Genomic DNA, 20,732 nt, shown 5'->3' on the forward strand with positions numbered 1-20,732 from the left:
TGCTGTCCCCTTCGGGCGATCTGACTTGATTGGCGCGAGTGCGCCGAGAAGGCTTCCAGAAGTCTTTCGGCGCGCGTCTTTGGTCCCTGTGGGAATTCTGTACCGCAGGGGAGAACGGGTAAATTAGCGGGGGGCGTTCGAAATGAACAACAGAATCCAAGCGCGAGTCATCGTATTTGATCCCCATCCGTACGCGCGGCTGGGCATTCGCAGAGCACTTGAGCGGGATCCCGCACTCGTCGTGGTCGGTGAGGCGGGCGGCATCGTCGAACTCCTTTCGGCGGTGGAGTCGTACGAACCGGACGTCGTCGTGCTGGAGGGGCAGTTACGGATCGACCACGTGCGGGAGCTCACCGGAATCGACGCCGCTCTGGTCGTCGTGGGGGACGTGGACACCGCCAGGCACTGGATCCGCTTCACCCAGGCGAACGTGCACGCCCTCGTCCACTGCGACGATCCCGAGGAGGAACTGGTCGAGGCGGTCCGCCGGGCGATCGACGGCACCGGCTACGTCTCTCCCGGCCTCAGCGGGGCGTTGCTCAAGCTCACCCGAGCCATGCTGCCGCGGCATCTGTCGGCGGTGCCCACCCACGCACCGCTGACCTCACGCGAGTCCGAGGTGCTCCAACTGGTGCGAAGGGGCATGGCCAACAAGGAGATCGCCCGCCGCCTCGGCCTGAGCGAGAAGACGATCAAGTTCCATGTCTCCAACGTCCTCGCGAAGGCCCACGTGGAATCCCGGGCCCAGCTGATCGCGTCGGCCGCGGCCATGTAAGAAGGCCGCGGGGAGCGGAGCAGGGGTGTGTGCGCGGTTTCGGCCGCGCGCACACCCCCGTCGGCACGTCCGGGACCTCGTCGACGCGTCCGGGCCCAGCCTGGTCGAAAGTCCAGGTTCCACGGGGGCGGACCTGGACCGAAGCCCAGCTCCGGAACCCCAACTTCTGGCCGAAGTACTGCCTCCGGCCGGAAACGGATACTCGCCGTATGAAGCCATCGATGTCAGGCGAGCAGGCGACCGGCGGAGCCGACGACACCGCCATCGCGGTGATCGGAGCCTCGGTCCGCGTCCCCTCGGCGTCCAGCCCGGCGGAGTTCTGGCGCCTGCTGACCGAAGGCACCGACGCCGTCTCCGCCTGGCCGACGGAGCGCGGTCCGGGCAGCGGGTCCTGGCGTGGTGGCTTCCTTGACGAGGTCGGCGACTTCGACGCCGCCTTCTTCGGCGTGGAGCCCGACGAGGCCGCCGCCATGGACCCCCAGCAGCGGCTCGCCCTGGAGCTGGTCTGGGAGGCGATGGAGGACGCGGGCGTCCGCGACGACCGGCTGCGGGGCTCACGTACCGGAGTGTTCGTGGGCGTCTCCTCCGACGACTACGCCACCCTCGCCGCCCGCGGCGACCGGGCCGGGAGAGGCGAACCGCACGACTTCACGGGCCGTAACCGCGCCATCATCGCCAACCGGGTCTCCTGGACCCTCGGACTGCGGGGCCCCAGCCTCGCCGTCGACGCGGCGCAGGCGTCGTCGCTGGTCGCCGTACACCTGGCCTGCGAGAGCCTCCGCAGCGGAGACTCCGACCTCGCCTTCGCCGGCGGCGTGAACCTGATCCTCTCGCCCGAGAGCATGCGGACCACCGCCGATCTCGGCGCCCTGTCCGCCAAGGGCCGCTGCGCCACCTTCGACGAGAGCGCCGACGGTTTCGTACGGGGCGAGGGCGGCGGAGCGGTCCTGCTCAAGCCGCTCGCCCGCGCGATCGCCGACGGCGACCCCGTCTACTGCGTCATCCGGGGCAGCGCCGTCAACAACGACGGCGGCGGCGACCGGCTCACCGACCCCGACGTCGCCGGCCAGCGGGACGTCCTGCGCCGCGCCTACGCCGACGCCCGGATCAGCCCCGAAGCCGTCCAGTACGTCGAACTCCACGGCACCGGCACCCCTGTCGGCGACCCCGTCGAAGCCGCCGCCGTGTCCGACGTCATCGGCCGGAGCACCGAGGGGGGCGGGCCCCTGCGCGTGGGATCGGTCAAGACGAACGTCGGCCACCTGGAGGCCGCCGCCGGCATCGTCGGCCTGCTCAAGGCCGCCCTGTCCCTGCGGCACCGTCAGCTGCCGCCCAGCCTGCACTTCAGCACTCCCAACCCGGCGATACCCCTGTCCGAGCTGAACCTCCGGGTGCAGACCGAACTCGATGCCTGGCCCACCCCCAACGCCCAACTCGTGGCGGGCGTCAGCTCGTTCGGCATCGGCGGCACCAACTGCCATGTGGTCCTGGCCGAGGGACCGTACACCGGACGGCCCGACACCCCGGCGGCACGCCCCGCGACCGGCCGCCCCGTGCCCTGGGTGCTGTCCGCCCGTACCGGCCGCGCCCTGGACGCGCAGGCCGGCCGTCTGCTCGGCCACCTCCAGCAGCAGGACGCGAACGTCGCCGGTGCCGGTGCCGCCGATGCCGCCGACATCGCACGGTCGTTGGCGGTCGGCCGGTCCACGTTCGAGCACCGCGCCGTCGTCGTCGGAACGGACAGGGACGCGCTCACGGCGAGCCTGGGACGTCTCCACGACGACGGGGTGAACGGTGTCGCCACGACCGGGAAGACGGCCTTCCTGTTCTCCGGCGGCGGGTCCCACCGCGTCGGCATGGGGCGGGAACTGTACGCGACGTACCCGGTCTTCGCCGACGCCCTCGACGAGGTGCTCGACCACTTCGTCCCCGGCCTCGACCTGCGCGAGGTGCTGCTCGGCGACCTCGACGGCGACGCGGCCGCCGAAGCCCTCGACGGCATGCGCCACATGCAGCCCGCCCTCTTCGCCTTCCAGGTCGCCCTCTACCGCCTCGTCACCTCCTGGGGCGTCGTACCGGACCTGCTCGTCGGCCACTCCTTCGGCGAGATCGTCGCCGCCCATGTGTCCGGAGCCCTGCCCCTGGCGCACGCGGCCGCCCTCGTCGCCGCGCGCGGCGAACTGATGGAGGTACTGCCGCCCGGCGGCGCCATGATCGCCGTCGAGGCGACCGAGGAGGAAGTGCTCGCGGCTCTCGACGGCATCGATGACGTCGCGGTCGCCGTCGTCAACGGGCCGCGGGCCGTCGTGCTCTCCGGCGCGGAGGAGGCGGTCACCCGGATCGCGGACGAGTTCCGCGCCCGCGGCCACCGGACCAACCGGTTGCGGGTCCAGAACGCGGCCCACTCGCCGCTGATGGCGCCCATGCTCGGAGAGTTCGGCCGCAGGATCCGCGGCCTCGCCGTCTCCGAACCCGGCATCCCGATCGTCTCCACCGTCACCGGGCGGACCGGGACGGCCCTGACGGAGGACTACTGGATCAGGCACCTCGGCGCCACCGTCCGCTTCCACGACGCGATCGCCGCCTGCCGTGAGCAGGGCGTGACCCGGTTCGTCGAACTCGGCCCGGGGAGCGTGCTGACCCCGCTCGTCCCGACGTCCGAGACGGACCTCGCGGTGGCCCTGCAGCACCACGACCGGCCCGAGCCGCAGGCGCTGCTCAGCGGGCTCGCCGAGGTCTGGACGACCGGAGTCCCCGTCGACTGGGCCGAGGCGATCGGTGACGCACGTAGCGTCGATCTGCCCACGTACGCCTTCCAGCGCCGCCGCTACTGGCTCGACGAACGCCCGGCCGCCGCCGAGGCCGAGCAGCACCTCAGCTCCGCGACGCTCGCCCTGCGCGACCGCATCCACAGCGAGCCGGACGGATTCCTGGTCCGCTGGCTGGCCGGCCATCTGGCGGAGACCGTCGGCTCCGACCCGGTCGGCCCCGACGCGACCTTCCGTGACCTGGGCCTGGACTCCGTCCTCTCCGTGGAACTGCGCAACCGCCTTGTGTCGGCGACCGGCCTGCGGATGCCCGCGAGCATCCTGTTCGACTACCCGACACCAAGAGCGCTCGCCGCGCACCTGCACGACCGGGTCGTCGGCGTCCTGGACACCGACAGCGGGCCGGCTGGTCCTGTGGGGGTGGTGGCGGCTGATGACGATCCGGTTGTGATTGTCGGTATGGCGTGCCGGCTTCCCGGTGGGATCGACTCGCCGCAGGAGCTGTGGGAGGCGCTTGTCGACGGCGTGGACGCCACGTCGGAGTTCCCGGCCGACCGGGGCTGGGATCTGGCGAGCCTCTACGACCCCGACCCGAACCACCCCGGCACCACCTACGCGCGCCGGGGCGGGTTCCTGTCCGGGGCTGGTGAGTTCGATGCCGAGTTCTTCGGGATCAGTCCGCGTGAGGCGGCGGCGATGGATCCGCAGCAGCGGCTGCTTCTGGAGACCGCCTGGGAGGCGCTGGAGCGGAGCGGTGTCGACCCGACCTCGCTCCGTGGCAGCAGGACCGGCGTCTTCGTCGGCGCCACGAACATGGAGTACGGCCCGCGCCTGTACGCCCCTGCCGACGGCACCGAGGGCTTCCGCCTCACCGGTAACACCACCAGCGTGGCGTCGGGCCGCATCTCGTATCAGCTGGGCCTTGAAGGTCCGGCGATCACGGTCGACACCGCCTGCTCGTCGTCGCTGGTGGCTCTGCACCAGGCGGTGCGGTCGGTGAGCAGTGGTGAGAGCACCCTGGCTCTGGCCGGCGGTGTGACGGTGCTGTCCACGCCCGGCATGTTCGTGGAGTTCTCCCGCCAGCGCGGCCTCGCCCCTGACGGCCGGTGCAAGCCCTTCTCCGACGACGCCGACGGTACGGGCTGGGCCGAGGGCGTGGGACTGGTCGTGGTCGAGCGGCTTTCGGACGCGCGGCGTCATGGGCATCAGGTGTTGGCGGTGGTGCGTGGTTCGGCGGTGAATCAGGACGGTGGCAGTAATGGTCTGACGGCGCCGAACGGTCCTTCGCAGCAGCGGGTGATCCGGGACGCGTTGGCCAGTGCGCGGCTGACGGCGGCCGATGTGGATGTGGTGGAGGCGCACGGTACGGGTACGTCGCTGGGTGATCCGATCGAGGCGCAGGCGCTCTTGGCGACGTACGGCCAGGGGCGTGGTGAGGACCGGCCGTTGTGGCTGGGTTCGGTGAAGTCGAACATCGGGCATACGCAGGCGGCGGCGGGTGTCGCGGGGATCATCAAGATGGTGCAGGCGATGCACCACGGCGTCATGCCGCGCTCGCTGCATGCCGCGACGCCGTCGCACCATGTGGACTGGGAGTCCGGGGCCGTCAGTGTGCTGACGTCCCAGCAGGAGTGGCCCGCGCCGGAACGGCCGCGGCGTTCCGCGGTGTCCTCGTTCGGTATCAGCGGGACGAACGCGCACGTGATTCTGGAGGCCGCTCCCGTCGAGGAGTTGGCGTCGGATGACTTGGCGGGGCCGTCGCTGGGCGGTGTGGTGCCGTGGGTGTTGTCGGGGCGGAGCGAGGCGGCGCTGGCTGAGCAGGCGGCGCGGTTGCTGGCGCGGATCGGTGAGGATGCCGGGCTTGATACCCGGGGTGTGGCGTTCACGCTGACGGCGGGACGCGCGGCTCTGGAGCACCGGGCCGTTGTTCTGGGGAGTGAGGTCCCTGAACTGGCGGCTGGTTTGGCCGAGTTGGCTGCGGGGCGTGCGGCTTCGGGTGTTGTCGTGGGGCGTGCGGGGGCTTCGGGTGGCTCCGGTGGTGTGGTGTTTGTGTTCCCGGGTCAGGGTGCGCAGTGGGTGGGTATGGGGCGTGAGCTGCTGGAGTTTTCGCCGGTGTTCGCGGGTCGGATGGCTGAGTGTGCGGCTGCGTTGGAGCCGTATGCGGACGGGTGGTCGTTGCTGGATGTGGTGCGGGGCGGCGATGAGGAGGTGTTGCGGCGGGTTGATGTGGTGCAGCCGGTCCTCTTCGCGGTGATGGTGTCGTTGGCGGAGTTGTGGCGGTCGTTGGGTGTGCGGCCGGGTGCGGTGGTGGGGCATTCGCAGGGGGAGATTGCGGCGGCGTGTGTGGCGGGGGCGTTGTCGTTGGAGGATGCGGCGCGGGTGGTGGCGTTGCGGAGCCGGGCGATTCTGCGGCTGTCGGGGCGTGGCGGCATGGTGTCGGTGCTGGCTCCCGAGGAGCAGGTGGCCGTCCGGCTGTCGGACGGGTTGCAGGTCGCGGTGGTGAACGGGCCCGAGCAGGTCGTGGTGTCCGGTTCACCCGAGGAACTGGACGCGTTCCTGGTCGGGTGTGAGGCGGACGGCGTCCAGGCGCGTCGTATCGCGGTGGATTACGCCTCGCACTCGCCGCAGGTCGAAGACCTGAAGTCCGAACTCCTCGATGTGCTGGGGGGTATTGAGCCGCGTACGGGTGATGTCCCGCTGTTTTCCACGGTGTCGGGTGGGTTGATCGATACGGGGGTGATGGGTGCGGAGTACTGGTTCACCAACTTGCGTCAGACCGTCCGGTTCGACGCCGCCTTGGAGGCGCTTCTTGAGGCGGGGCACCGCGTCTTCGTCGAGACGAGCCCCCACCCCGTCCTGACGGGCCCGGTGACCCAGGCCGCGGAGAGCAGCGGCGTGGCCGGTGTGAGCGCGGTCGGCACACTCCGCCGTAACGAGGGCGAGGTATCCCGGCTGGTGCAGAGCCTGGCCGAGGTGTTCGTTGCCGGTGTCGATGTGGACTGGTCGCCGTGGGTGGCCGGCGGGCGACTGGTCGAGCTGCCGACGTATGCCTTCCAGCGGCGTCGTCACTGGCTGCCGGCGGGCCGTTCGGTGGTGGACGCCGCCGGGCTCGGACTGCATTCGGCCGGACATCCGCTGCTCGGCGCCGCAGTACGCCTCGCCTCCCAGGACGGGCTTGTCCTCGCAGGTCAGCTCTCGCCGCACACGCATCCGTGGCTGGAGGACCACGCGGTCCACGGCACGGTCATCCTGCCCGGCACCGCCTTTGTCGAGCTGGCACTGCATGCCGGTGGCGAGGTCGGTTGTGAGGTGTTGGACGAGTTGACGTTGGAGCGGCCGTTGGTGTTGTCGGTGGACGGTTCGGTGGCGGTGCAGGTGTCGGTGGGGGCTCCGGATGGCGCGGGGCGGCGTTCGGTCGCTGTTCATTCCCGGGTCCAGGATGTGGATCTGGATGCGGCTGCGGGGGTGGAGTGGGTCCGGCACGCTGTGGGTGTGCTGGCTGTCGGGGCGGTCGTTGTGGAGGAGCGGCTTGAGGGCGCGTGGCCGCCCGCCGGGGCTCAGCGGGTCGATATCTCCGACGCGTACGAACGGCTGGCAGGCGTCGGATACGGATACGGGCCCGTGTTCCAGGGCTTGCATGCCGTCTGGAGCGCGGGCGACGAGCTGTTCGCCGAGGTGCGGTTGCCGGTCGAGGCCGACGAGTTCGGCGTTCACCCCGCGCTGCTGGACGCCGCGCTGCATCCGCTGCTGGCCGGAGAACTGTGGGTGCCGTTCTCGTGGAATGGCGTGCGGTTGCACTCGGTGGGCGCGTCGGTGCTACGGGTGCGGCTGACGCGGAGCGCCGACGGCGCTGTGCGGCTGGTGGCGTTTGACGGTGCGGGTCTGCCGGTGGTGTCGGTGGATGAGTTGCGGTTGCAGCGGATGTCGCAGGAGCAGTTGGGTTCGGTGGTGGCTGGTGATCCGCTGTTCGAGGTGCGGTGGGCGGATGTGCCGGTTGCGGACGGGGCGGGCGGTGTGCCGGCGGGGGTTGTGGTTGAGCACGTCGAGCCCGGCGGAGACGTGGGTGCGGTCGTGGCGGGGGTGCTGGAGTCGGTCCAGCGGTTCCTTGCCGATTCTGGAGATGACGCGCGGCTCGCTGTCGTTACGCGTGGTGCGGTGATGGAGCGGCCGGATCCGGCGATCGCGGCCGTGTGGGGTCTGCTGCGTTCCGCGCAGACCGAGCACCCCGGTCGACTGCTGCTCATCGACGTGGACGTGCGCTCGGACGCCGCCGTCGGCGCGGCCGTCGCGTCCGACGAACCGCAAGTGGCCTTCCGTGAGGGTCGGTTGTTTGTGCCGCGGTTGGTGTCGGTTGCGGTGGATGCGGTCGGTGTGGGGGTGGCGCCGGAGTGGAAACCGGACGGCACGGTGCTGATCACGGGTGCGGGCGGGGCGTTGGGCGGTTTGGTGGCCCGGCATCTCGTTGCAGAGTACGGGGTGCGGCATCTGTTGCTGGTGGGGCGTCGGGGGGCTGAGGGTTCGCGGGAGCTGGTCGGTGAGCTGACGGCTGCCGGGGCGTCGGTGTCGTTCGCGGCGTGTGACGTGGCTGATCGGGAGGGTCTTTCGGCGGCGCTGGCCGGTGTGCCGGCTGAGCATCCGTTGACGGCGGTGATTCATGCGGCGGGTGTGCTCGACGACGGTGTGGTGTCGGCGTTGACGCGGGAGCGTGTTGAGGCGGTGATGCGGCCGAAGGTCGAGGGTGCGTTGCTGCTGGATGAGTTGACGCGTGAGGCGGGTCTGGCGGCGTTTGTGCTGTTCTCTTCGGCCGCCGGGGTGTTGGGTACGGCGGGGCAGGGCAATTACGCGGCGGCGAACGCGTTCCTGGATGCTCTGGCGCTGTCGCGTCGGGCGGACGGGCTTGCGGCGACGTCGTTGGCGTGGGGTCTGTGGACCAGTGACAGTGCGATGACCGCCCACCTGGACAACGCCGACCTCGCCCGGTTGTCGCGGAGCGGCCTGGGACCGATGTCGACGTCGCAGGGCCTTGCTCTGTTCGACGCGGCTCTCGCAGCCGATCGGGCGACCGTCGTTCCGGCCCGTCTGGACCTGCCGGCTCTGCGGAACCAGGCGGCGCAGGGCACTCTGGCGCCTGTTTTCAAGTCCCTGGTCCGGGCGCCCGCGCGTCGTGCGGTGGCGCCCACTGCCGAGGAAACTTCGTCGTGGACCGCTGACATGGCGGGGCTGGATGCCGGGGACCGTACGGCGGCGCTGCTCGAACTGGTCGGCGCTCAGGTCTCGTTGGTGCTGGGGCATGGGTCTGCGTCGGCGGTGGACGCGGACCGGGCCTTCCGTGAGCTGGGCTTCGACTCGCTGACGGGGTTGGAGCTGCGGCAGCGGCTGCAGACCGCGACCGGTCTGCGACTGCCCTCCACGCTGGTCTTCGACTACCCCACCCTCACCGCGCTGGCCGGCTTCCTGGACGAACAGATCCAGGGCACCGACACCGGGCCGGCCGGTTCTGTGGCGGTGGTGGCGGCCGATGACGATCCGGTCGTGATTGTCGGTATGGCGTGCCGGCTTCCCGGCGGGATCGACTCGCCGCAGGAGCTGTGGCAGGCGACCTTGGACGGTGTCGACGCGATCACCGACTTCCCTGCCGACCGCGGCTGGGATCTGGCGAGCCTCTACGACCCTGACCCCAGCCATCTCGGTACGAGTTACTCCCGCCGGGGCGGGTTCCTGTCCGGGGCTGGTGAGTTCGATGCCGAGTTCTTCGGGATCAGTCCGCGTGAGGCGGCGGCGATGGATCCGCAGCAGCGGTTGCTTCTGGAGACCGCCTGGGAGGCGCTGGAGCGGAGCGGTGTCGACCCGACCTCACTACGAGGCAGCAGGACCGGCGTCTTCGCCGGACTGATGTATCACGACTACGGGTCCTGGCTGGCGGAGGCGACCGAGGACGTCGAGGGCCTGATGATCACCGGCAACAGCGGTGGTGTCGCGTCGGGTCGTATTTCGTATCAGCTGGGTCTTGAGGGTCCGGCGATGACGGTGGACACGGCTTGCTCGTCGTCGCTGGTGGCGCTGCATCTGGCGGTGCAGTCGTTGCGCAGTGGTGAGTGCACGCTGGCTCTGGCGGGCGGTGTGACGGTGATGTCGACGCCGACGACGTTCGTGGAGTTCTCCCGGCAGCGGGCGATGTCGGTGGACGGCCGGTGCAAGGCGTTCTCGGACGACGCCGACGGCGCGGGCTGGTCGGAAGGCGTCGGTCTACTTGTTGTCGAGCGGCTCTCCGATGCCCGGCGCAACGGGCACCAGGTCCTCGCGGTGGTGCGTGGTTCGGCGGTGAATCAGGACGGTGGCAGTAATGGTCTGACGGCGCCGAACGGTCCTTCGCAGCAGCGGGTGATCCGGGACGCGTTGGCCAGTGCGCGGCTGACGGCGGCCGATGTGGATGTGGTGGAGGCGCACGGTACGGGGACGTCGCTGGGCGATCCGATCGAGGCGCAGGCGCTCTTGGCGACGTACGGCCAAGGGCGTGACGGGGACCGGCCGTTGTGGCTGGGCTCGGTCAAGTCCAACATCGGTCACACGCAGGCCGCCGCCGGTGTCGCGGGGATCATCAAGATGGTGCAGGCGATGCGCCACGGCGTCATGCCGCGCACCCTTCACGTGGACGAGCCCTCGCACCACGTCGACTGGACCGAGGGCCAGGTCAAGCTCCTTACGGAGAACGAGCCGTGGCCGGAGACCGATCGCCCCCGCCGGGCCGGCGTGTCGTCGTTCGGCATCGGCGGGACGAACGCGCACGTGATTCTGGAGTTGGCCCCGGCCGAGGAGGCGGTGTCGGCGGACGACGCTGCCGCCCTGCCCGCTCTGCCGGATGCACCGGCGGTGGTGGATGCGCCGGTGGTGCCGTGGGTGTTGTCGGGGCGGAGTGAAGCGGCGCTGGCTGAGCAGGCGGCGCGGTTGCTGGCGCGGATCGGTGAGGATACCGGACTTGATACCCGGGGTGTGGCGTTCACGCTGACGGCGGGACGCGCGGTCCTTGAGCACCGGGCCGTTGTTCTGGGGAGTGAGGTCCCTGAACTGGCGGCTGGTTTGACCGAGTTGGCTGCGGGGCGTGCGGCGGCGGGTGTTGTCTCAGGCCGTGCCGGTTCCTCCGGTGGTGTGGTGTTTGTGTTCCCGGGGCAGGGTTCGCAGTGGGTGGGTATGGGGCGTGAGCTGCTGGAGTTTTCGCCGGTGTTCGCGGCTCGGATGGCTGAGTGTGCGGCTGCGTTGGAGCCGTACGTCGATGGCTGGTCGCTGTTGAGCGTGGTGCGGGAGGGGGATGAGGAACTCCTTCAGCGCGTTGATGTGGTGCAGCCGGTGTTGTTCGCGGTGATGGTGTCGTTGGCGGAGTTGTGGCGGTCGTTGGGTGTTCGTCCTTCGGCTGTGGTGGGGCATTCGCAGGGGGAGATTGCGGCGGCGTGTGTGGCGGGGGCGTTGTCGTTGGAGGATGCGGCGCGGGTGGTGGCGTTGCGGAGCCGGGCGATTCTGCGGTTGTCGGGGCGTGGCGGCATGGTGTCGGTGCTGGCTCCTGAGGAGCAGGTGATCGGCAGGCTGTCGGACGGGTTGCAGGTCGCGGTGGTGAACGGGCCGGAGCAGGTGGTGGTCTCCGGTGCACCCGACGAGCTGGACGCATTCCTGGCCGGGTGTGAGGCGGACGGCGTCCAGGCGCGTCGTATCGCGGTGGATTACGCCTCGCACTCGCCGCAGGTCGAAGACCTGAAGGCCGAACTCCTTGATGTGCTGGGGGGTATTGAGCCCCGTAGCGGTCAAGTGCCGCTGTTTTCCACGGTGTCGGGTGGGTTGATCGATACGGGGGTGATGGGTGCGGAGTACTGGTTCACCAACTTGCGTCAGACGGTGCGCTTCGACGCCGCCCTGCGGAACCTCCTTGAGGCCGGGCACCGCGTCTTCGTCGAGAGCAGCCCGCACCCCGTTCTGCTCGGTGCAGTGACGCAGGCCGCCGAAGCGGTGGGCACGGCAGGTGTGACGGCGGTCGGCACCCTGCGCCGTCATGAGGACGAACGCGCTCGGCTGGTGCAGAGCCTGGCCGAGTTGTTCGTTGCCGGTGTCGATGTGGACTGGTCGCCGTGGGTGGCTGGCGGGCGACTGGTCGAGCTGCCGACGTATGCCTTCCAGCGGCGTCGTCACTGGTTGCCGGCGGGCCGTTCGGTGGTGGACGCCGCCGGGCTCGGGCAGGATCCGGCAGGTCATCCACTGCTCGGCGCCGCAGTACGCCTTGCGGGTGGTGACGATGTCGTGCTCACCGGGCGGATATCGCGTGCCACGCATCCGTGGCTGGAGGACCACGCCGTGTTCGGCACGGTACTGCTCCCGGGAACGGCCTTCGTGGAGATGGCCCTCCGGGCAGCCGACGAGGTCGGTTGTGAGGTGTTGGACGAGTTGACGTTGGAGCGGCCGCTGGTGTTGTCGGTGGACGGTTCGGTGGCGGTGCAGGTGTCGGTGGGGGCTCCGGATGGCGCGGGGCGGCGTTCGGTCGCTGTTCATTCCCGGGTCCAGGATGTGGATCTGGATGCGGCTGCGGGGGTGGAGTGGGTCCGGCATGCCGTGGGTGTGCTGGCTGTCGGGGCGGTCGTTGTGGAGGAGCGGCTTGAGGGTGCGTGGCCGCCCGCCGGGGCTCAGCGGGTCGATATCTCCGACGCGTACGAGCAGCTTGCGGCTCTGGGATACGGATACGGGCCGGCCTTCCGCGGCCTGCGCGCCTTGTGGCGTGTCGGCGACGAGATGTTCGCCGAGGTGCAACTGTCCGCCGAAACAGACACGTTCGGCGTTCACCCGGCGCTGCTGGACGCCGCGCTGCATCCGCTGCCGTCGGGTGACATGAAGGTGCCGTTCTCGTGGAGCGGGGTGCGGTTGCGCTCGGTGGGCGCGTCCGCCCTGCGGGTGCGCCTGTCGCCGCAGGGCGACGGGGCCGTACGCGTTCAGGCTTTTGACGGTGCGGGTCTGCCGGTGGTGTCGGTGGATGAGTTGCGGTTGCAGCGGATGTCGCAGGAGCAGTTGGGTTCGGTGGTGGCCGGTGATCCGCTGTTCGAGGTGCGGTGGGCGGATGTGCCGGTTGCGGACGGGGCGGGCGGTGTGCCTGCGGGGGTTGTGGTCGAGCACGTCGAGCCCGGCGGAAACGTGGGTGCGGTCGTGGGCGAGATGCTCGAACGCGTACAACGCTTCCTGGCGGAATCGGCCGACGACGCGCGGCTCGTCGTGGTCACGCGGGGTGCGGTCATGGAGCGGCCGGATCCGGCGACCGCGGCCGTATGGGGGCTGCTGCGTTCCGCGCAGACCGAGCACCCCGCACGGATCGTGGTGGTCGACACGGCCGACGGTGAGGATCCGAAGGAAGCCCTGGCGGTGGCTCTTGCTTCCGGTGAGCCTCAAGTCGCTGTGAATGGCGGTCGGTTGTTTGTGCCGCGGTTGGCGTCGGTTGCGGTGGATGCGGTCGGTGTGGGGGTGGCGCCGGAGTGGAAGCCGGATGGCACGGTGCTGATCACGGGTGCGGGCGGGGCGTTGGGCGGTTTGGTGGCCCGGCATCTCGTTGCGGAGTACGGGGTGCGGCATCTGTTGTTGGTGGGGCGTCGGGGGGCTGAGGGTTCGCGGGAGCTGGTCGGTGAGCTGATAGCCGCCGGGGCGTCGGTGTCGTTCGCGGCGTGTGATGTCGCTGATCGTGTGGGGCTTTCGGCGGCGCTGGCCGGTGTGCCGGCTGAGCATCCGTTGACGGCGGTGATTCATGCGGCGGGTGTGCTTGACGACGGTGTGGTGTCGGCCTTGACGCGGGAGCGTGTTGAGGCGGTGATGCGCCCGAAGGTCGAGGGTGCGTTGCTGCTGGATGAGTTGACGCGTGAGGCGGATCTGGCGGCGTTTGTGCTGTTCTCTTCGGCCGCCGGGGTGTTGGGTACGGCGGGGCAGGGCAATTACGCGGCGGCGAACGCGTTCCTGGATGCTCTGGCGCAGTCGCGTCGGGCGGACGGCCTCGCGGCGACATCGTTGGCGTGGGGTCTGTGGACCAGTGACAGTGCGATGACCGCCCATCTGGACAACGCCGACCTCGCCCGACTGACCAGGGGCGGGCTCGCCCCGATGTCCGCGGAACAGGGGCTGGCCCTCTTCGACGCGGCTCTCGCCGTCGACCGGGCGACCGTCGTCCCCGCCCGTCTGGACCTGCCGGCTCTGCGGAACCAGGCGGCGCAAGGCACTCTGGCGCCCGTCTTCAAGTCCCTCGTCCGCGCACCCGCACGCCGTGCGGTGGCGGCTGCGGGCGTCGGCCAGTCCTCGTCGTGGACCGCTGACATGGCGGCGCTGGATGCCGGGGACCGCACGGCGGCGCTGCTCGAACTGGTCGGCGCTCAGGTCTCGTTGGTGCTGGGGCATGGATCTGCGTCGGCGGTGGACGCGGACCGGGCCTTCCGTGAGCTGGGCTTCGACTCGCTGACCGGGCTGGAGCTGCGGCAGCGGCTGCAGACCGCGACCGGCCTGCGACTGCCCTCCACATTGGTCTTCGACTACCCCACCCTCACCGCGCTGGCCGGCTTCCTGGACGAACAGATCCAGGGCACCGACACCGACACCGGCCCCGCCACCCCGGCCACTGTCGCCACGCCCACGGACGACGACCCCATCGTCATCGTCGGCATGGCCTGCCGCTACCCGGGCGGCATCCAGTCCCCGCAGGAGCTGTGGCAGGCGACCTTGGACGGTGTCGACGCGATCACCGACTTCCCGGCAGACCGCGGCTGGGACATCGCGGACCTCTACGACCCGGACCCCGACCGCACGGGGAAGACGTACACGCGCCGGGGCGGATTCCTGCACGACGCCGCGGTGTTCGACCCCGAGTTCTTCGGGATCAGTCCGCGTGAGGCGGCGGCGATGGATCCGCAGCAGCGGTTGCTCCTGGAGACCGCCTGGGAGGCCCTGGAGCGGAGCGGTGTCGACCCGACCTCGCTCCGTGGCAGCAGGACCGGCGTCTTCGCCGGACTGATGCCCGGGGAGTACGGACCGCCGCTCCACGAACCGGTCGAGGGCATGGACGGCTTCCGCATGCTCGGCAGCGCGTCGAGCGTGGCGTCGGGCCGTATCGCGTACCAACTGGGCCTGGAAGGACCCGCGATCACGATCGACACCGCCTGCTCGTCATCGCTGGTGGCGCTGCACCTGGCGGCCCAGGCGCTGCGCGGCGGTGAGTGCACGCTGGCTCTGGCTGGCGGTGTGACGGTGATGTCGACGCCGACGACGTTCGTGGAGTTCTCCCGCCAGCGGGCGATGTCGGTGGACGGCCGGTGCAAGGCGTTCTCGGACGACGCCGACGGCGCGGGCTGGTCGGAAGGCGTCGGCCTGCTCGTCGTCGAGCGGCTCTCCGACGCCCGGCGCAACGGGCACCAGGTCCTCGCGGTCGTCCGTGGTTCCGCGGTGAACCAGGACGGCGGCAGCAACGGAATGACCGCGCCGAACGGCCCCTCCCAGCAGCGCGTCATCCGCGACGCGCTGGCCAGTGCCGGGCTGGGTCCGGCCGACGTCGACGCCGTCGAGGGACACGGTACGGGTACGTCGCTGGGCGATCCGATCGAGGCGCAGGCGCTCTTGGCGACGTACGGCCAAGGACGGGACGAGGACCGGCCGTTGTGGCTGGGATCGATCAAGTCCAACATCGGTCATACGCAGGCCGCTGCCGGTGTCGCGGGCATCATCAAGATGGTGCAGGCCATGCGCCACGGCGTCATGCCGCGCACCCTCCACGCGGCCACCCCGTCCCACCACGTCGACTGGGAGTCCGGGGCCGTCAGCCTGCTGACGTCGCACCAGGAGTGGCCGGAGCTGGAGCGGCCGCGCCGCTCGGCGGTCTCGTCCTTCGGCATCAGCGGGACGAACGCGCACGTGATCCTGGAAGCGCCGCCCGAGGACACCACGACCTCGCACACCTCGGCCCCGGACACCTCGACCCCGGACGTCACGACCCCCGGCGCCACAGCCTCCGACACCACGCCCCCCGGCGCCACAACCTCCGAGGCCACGACCCCCGACACCACGACCCCTGACCGTGAGCCGGCGACGGAAGCACCGGTGGTTCCCTGGGCTCTGTCGGCGAAGACCTCCGCCGGTGTACGGCGGCAAGCCGTACGGTTGCTCGCGCGGATCACCGACGACCCCGGCCTCGACCCCCGGGATGTCGGATACACCCTGGCCATGGGCCGCGCACTGATGGAGCACCGGGCCGTGGTCCTGGGCGCGGACCGCGACGAACTGACCGGCGCGCTGACAGCACTCGCCCAGAGCGAGGACACGCCCGCCGCCGTGACCGGCACCGCCCCTGCCACCGGAACGGGCGGGCTCGCGCTGGTCTTCTCGGGCCAGGGCTCGCAGCGGACCGGCATGGGCCGTGAACTGTACGAGCGGTACCCGGTGTTCGCCGAGGCGTTCGACGCCGTGTGCGACACCGTGGACGCGCACCTCGACGGTTACGTGGAACTCCCGCTGCGCGACGTCGTGTTCGCCGCCGAGGACTCGCCGGCGGCCGCCCTGCTCCAGCAGAGCGTGTACACCCAGACCGGCCTGTTCGCGCTGGAGGTCGCGCTCCTCGAACTGCTCAGGACGTGGGGGGTGACCCCCGACTACGTCATGGGCCACTCCCTGGGCGAGATCACCGCGGCGTACGCGGCCGATGTGCTCTCGCTGGGCGACGCGTGCGCCCTCGTGGCGGCGCGCGGCCGGCTGATGCAGGCCCTTCCGGAAGGCGGGGCGATGGTGGCCGTCGCCGTCGACGAGGAGGAGGCCGAGGCGTACATCGAACAGAACTCCCTGGCGGACGCCGTGGGGATCGCCGCGGTCAACGGGCCACGGGCCGTGGTCGTCTCGGGCGACGAGGCCGCCGCGGTCGCCGTCGCCGAGCACTTCCGGGCCGCCGGGCACCGGGTGCGCCGCCTCTCCGTCTCGCACGCGTTCCACTCGCACCGCATGGACCCGATGCTCGACGAGTTCGCCGACGTGCTCGCCGGGTTGGAGTTCCGCGCCCCGCGCATCCCCATGGTGTCGAACGTCACCGGCGGCCCCGTCGACGCCGAGCGCCTGCGCACCCCGCGCTACTGGGTGGAGCATGTCCGCGCCGCCGTCCGCTTCGCCGACGGCGTGCGGAGCCTGGCCGACCAGGGCGTCACCGCCTACCTGGAGGTCGGACCCGAGGCGGTGGTGACCCCGATGGTGCACGCCACCCTCGACGACGCCCTCGGTGACGATGCCCTCGGTGACGACGCGTTCGTCGCCGTGGCGGCCCTCAAGTCCGGTGAGCGGGAAGCCTTCGCGCTCACGCGAGCGCTCGCCGAGACGTTCGTGGCCGGCACACCCGTGGAGTGGGGGCGTCTGCTGCCCGGCGGACGTCGCGTCGAACTTCCCGGCTACCCCTTCGCGGGCCGGCGCTACTGGCAGGACGCGTCCGGGTCGACGGCCGGCATCCGGGCCGCCGGTCTGCACGCCACCGGCCACCCCCTCCTCGGCGCGGCCGTGCACCTGCCCGACGGCCAGACGGTGCTCACCGGCCGGATACTGCCCGGTGCGCACCCCTGGCTCGCCGACCACGCGATGGGCGGCACGGTGCTGCTGCCCGGCACCGCCTTCCTCGACCTGGTCCTGCACGCGGGCCACGAGGTGGGCTGCCCGCTCGTCGAGGAACTGACGCTGCAGACGCCCCTGGTCCTGCCGGCCGACACCGCCGTGTACCTCCAGGTCGTCGTCGGCGCTCCGGACGAGGCGGGCCGACGGTCCGTCACCGTCCACTCCTCGCCCGCCCCGGCCTCCGGCACCGAGGCGCTGGTCGCGCACGCGTCGGGCACGCTGTCCACGGCGTCCCCGCAGCCGGCCGACCCGTGGACCTGGCCGCCCGCCGACGCCGAGCCGATACCGGTCGACGGTCTCTACGACGACCTGGCGGCGCGGGGGTACGGCTACGGCCCGGCCTTCCAGGGGCTGCGTACCGTCCGGCGCACGGCCGACGCCCTGTACGCGGAGGTCGAACTGCCCGTACAGCCCGGGGCGTTCGGCATCCACCCGGCGCTGCTCGACGCCGCCCTGCACGCCGTCACGCTCGGTGTGCCGTCCCTCTCCGGCACCGACGGTACGACGCCCCTGCTGCCGTTCTCGTGGACGGGCGTGACCATGCAGGCGTCCGGCGCCGCCGCCGTACGGGTCCGGCTCACCGCCGCCGGGGACGGTGCGGTGTCCCTGACCGCCCTCGACACCTTGGACCAACCCGTCGTCACCGTGGACGCGTTGGTGCTCCGGCCCATGTCCGCCGCCACGTCGCCCGGCGCGGACGGCGGACTGAGCCTGCGATGGCGCGCCGTACCGGCGGCGGAGCCGGCCGAGGGGTACGCGCCCGAGGTCACCGTCGTCCACGTCGAGCCCGGCGACGCTCACACCCGCCTGGCCGAGGTGCTCGAACGCGTACAGCGCTTCCTGGCCGCGTCCGAGGATGACGCGCGGCTCGCCGTGGTCACCCGGGGTGCGGTGATGGAGCGGCCGGATCCGGCGACCGCGGCCGTGTGGGGGCTGCTGCGTTCCGCGCAGGCCGAACACCCCGGGCGGCTGCTGCTCATCGACGTGGATGAGAGGTCGGGCGACGCCGTCGGTGCGGCCGTCGGTGCGGCCCTTGACACGGCCCTTGACACGGCTCTTGATACGGCCCTTGACACGGCCCTTGATACGGCTGTCAGCGCGGCCGTCGCCTCCGGCGAACCTCAAGTCGCCGTCCGCGAGGGGCGGGTGTTCGTCCCCCGGCTCACCCGCTCGGCACCGGCAGTGCTGCCGCTGCCCGACGCCCCCCAATGGCGCCTCGAAACGACCGGTGACGGTGGCCCCGACAGCCTCGCCGTCGTTGCGGCGCCCGCCACACCGCTGGGCCCGGAGGAGATCCGGGTGGCGATGCGGGCCGGCGGGATCGGCCGCGACGACCTGACCGGCGGTGCCGGGGCGCCCGGCACCGAGGGCGCGGGAGTCGTGACGGAGGCCGGTACGTCGGTCACCGGCGTGACCGTGGGCGACCGGGTGTGGGGCGCCTTCCCGGACGGCGGCGCGCTGGGCCGGGCGGCGGTGACCGACCACCGGTCGGTCGTCCGTATGCCGCGGGCCCTGACCTTCGCCGAGGCCGCGGCGGCGCCGACGGCGTTCCTCACCGCCTGGCTCGCCCTGGTGGACGAGGCGGCGTTGCGGACCGGACAGCGGGTGCTGGTCCACGCGGGCGCCGGTGCCGTCGGCCTCGCGGCGGTCCAGATCGCCCGGCACCTGGGTGCCGAGGTGTTCGCCACCGCGCCCCTCGGCGACCGGCACGCCCTGCGAGACCTGGGCCTCGACGAGGCCCACCTCGCCGAGCCGGAGGCCGGTGACATCGCGAAGAAGGTGCCCACCGGGCTCGACATCGTCCTGGACCCGCAGGGGAGCGCGGGCGCCGAGGCGTCGGCCGCCCTGCTGCTCGCCGACGGGGGCAGGTTCGTGGCCACCGGCGCAGGCCGGTCCGCTGTCGGCGATGCCGACGCCGCACGGCGGCAGGCGGTCCTCGCCGAACTCACCGGCCTGTTCGACGCCGGGGCGCTACGCCCCCTGCCGGTCACGGCCCTCGACGTACGGTCGGCCGCCGAGGCCCACCGCCTCCTGGACGAGGGCGTGCCCACCGGCAGGGTGGTCCTGACGATCCCGCGCCCGCTCGACCCGGACGGCACCGTCGTCGTCACCGGCGCGAGCGGCACCTTGGGACAGCTCGTCCTGCGGCGGCTCGTCTCCGAGCACGGCGTCCGCGACATCCTGCTGCTCAGCCGCAGCGGCGGCGAGGCGCCCCGGGATCTGGTGGACAGCGGCGTCCGAGTACGGTCCGTGGCCTGCGACGTGGCGGACCGCGAACAACTCGCGAAGGCCCTCGGGAGCATCCCCGCGGAGCATCCGCTGACCGCCGTGGTGCACACGGCCGGTGTCCTCGACGACGGCGTCCTGGAGGCCCTGACGCCGGAGCGGCTCGCCACCGTGCTGCGGCCGAAGGCGGACGCGGTGCGCGCGCTGGACGAACTGACCGCCGACGCCGACCTGTCGGCCTTCGTGGTCTTCTCCTCGGTCGCCGGGGTCCTCGGCTCACCGGGGCAGGCGAACTACGCGGCGGCCAACGCCTTCCTGGACGCCTTCGCCGCCCGCCGGCACGCGGCCGGCCGCCCCGCGGTCTCCCTCGCCTGGGGGATGTGGACGCGGACCAGCACGATGACGGCCGGGCTCGGCGCCGCCGACCTCGGCCGGATCGCCCGTACGGGGCTGCTGCCCACCTCCACGGAGGAGGGCCTCGCCGCCTTCGACCGGGCACTCGTCGGCGCCGTGCCCACCGTCGTGCCGGTGCGGGTCGACACCGCCGCGTTGCGCGCGGCGGACACCGTTCCCCCGCTCCTGCGGGAACTCGCGCCCGCCCGGAGCCCGCGCGCGGCGGCGAGTGCGCCCACGGTGCCCGCCGAGTCACTGGAGAGCAGGCTGCGCGGCCTTCCGGCCGATCAGCGCCGCACCCTCCTGCTCGACCTGGTGCTGACGGACGTCGCCCTGGTGCTCGGGCACAGCGACCCGCGAGGTGTCCCGGCCGACGGGGCGTTCCGCGACCTGGGGTTCGACTCACTGACCGCCGTCGAACTCCGTAACAAGATCGGCAAACGTATCGGTCTGAAGCTGAGCGCGACCGCGGTGTTCGACCATCCGAGCCCGCACGCCCTTGTCGATCACCTCCTCGGCCGGCTCACCCCGGCGCGGGCAACGGGGCCCGCAACCGGGGGCGGGACCGGCACCGGACCCTCAACCGGACCCGGCACCGAGGAGCCGAGCTACGAACGGCTCATGGCGGACCTCGCCAGGGCCGAGAACAGCCTGGCCGCACTGGTGCTCACCGGCACGCAGCGAGCCGCCGTCGCCGAGGCCGTCCGCGGCCTGACGGAGCCACGGGCGAACGGGGAGTCCGTGGCCGAGGCCGACGAACCGGCGTCGGCCGGCCTCGAATCGGCGACCGCGGCCGAAGTCCTGGACTTCGTCACCAACAGCCTCGGTATCTCCATCTCCATCTCCGGCGACGCGTCGCCCACCGACCTGAGTTGAGAGTGAGTTCATGCCCACCGAAGACGAGCTGCTGAAGTATCTCAAGGCCGTTT

At 71.5% G+C, this 20,732-nt stretch carries 2 protein-coding genes; both read left to right on the top strand.

The window, feature by feature from the left end:
* Positions 1 to 142: 142 nt before the first annotated feature.
* A complete protein-coding gene (locus tag ACFUN8_RS09810; RefSeq protein WP_383634039.1) occupies positions 143 to 775 on the top strand; it encodes a LuxR C-terminal-related transcriptional regulator in 633 nt (210 codons plus the stop codon).
* Positions 776 to 984: 209 nt separating this feature from the next.
* Complete coding sequence (locus tag ACFUN8_RS09815; RefSeq protein WP_383634041.1) at positions 985 to 20,679, top strand: SDR family NAD(P)-dependent oxidoreductase; 19,695 nt, start codon at positions 985 to 987, stop codon at positions 20,677 to 20,679.
* Positions 20,680 to 20,732 lie beyond the last annotated feature (53 nt).

It is taken from the genome of Streptomyces sp. NPDC057307, assembly GCF_042667665.1.
In the GTDB taxonomy this organism is placed as follows: domain Bacteria; phylum Actinomycetota; class Actinomycetes; order Streptomycetales; family Streptomycetaceae; genus Streptomyces.

Excerpts from the sequence above, each read along its gene's own strand:
- ACFUN8_RS09810 (WP_383634039.1), top strand. The coding sequence starts at position 143 with ATGAACAACAGAATCCAAGCGCGAGTCATCGTATTTGATCCCCATCCG.
- ACFUN8_RS09815 (WP_383634041.1), top strand. The coding sequence starts at position 985 with ATGAAGCCATCGATGTCAGGCGAGCAGGCGACCGGCGGAGCCGACGAC.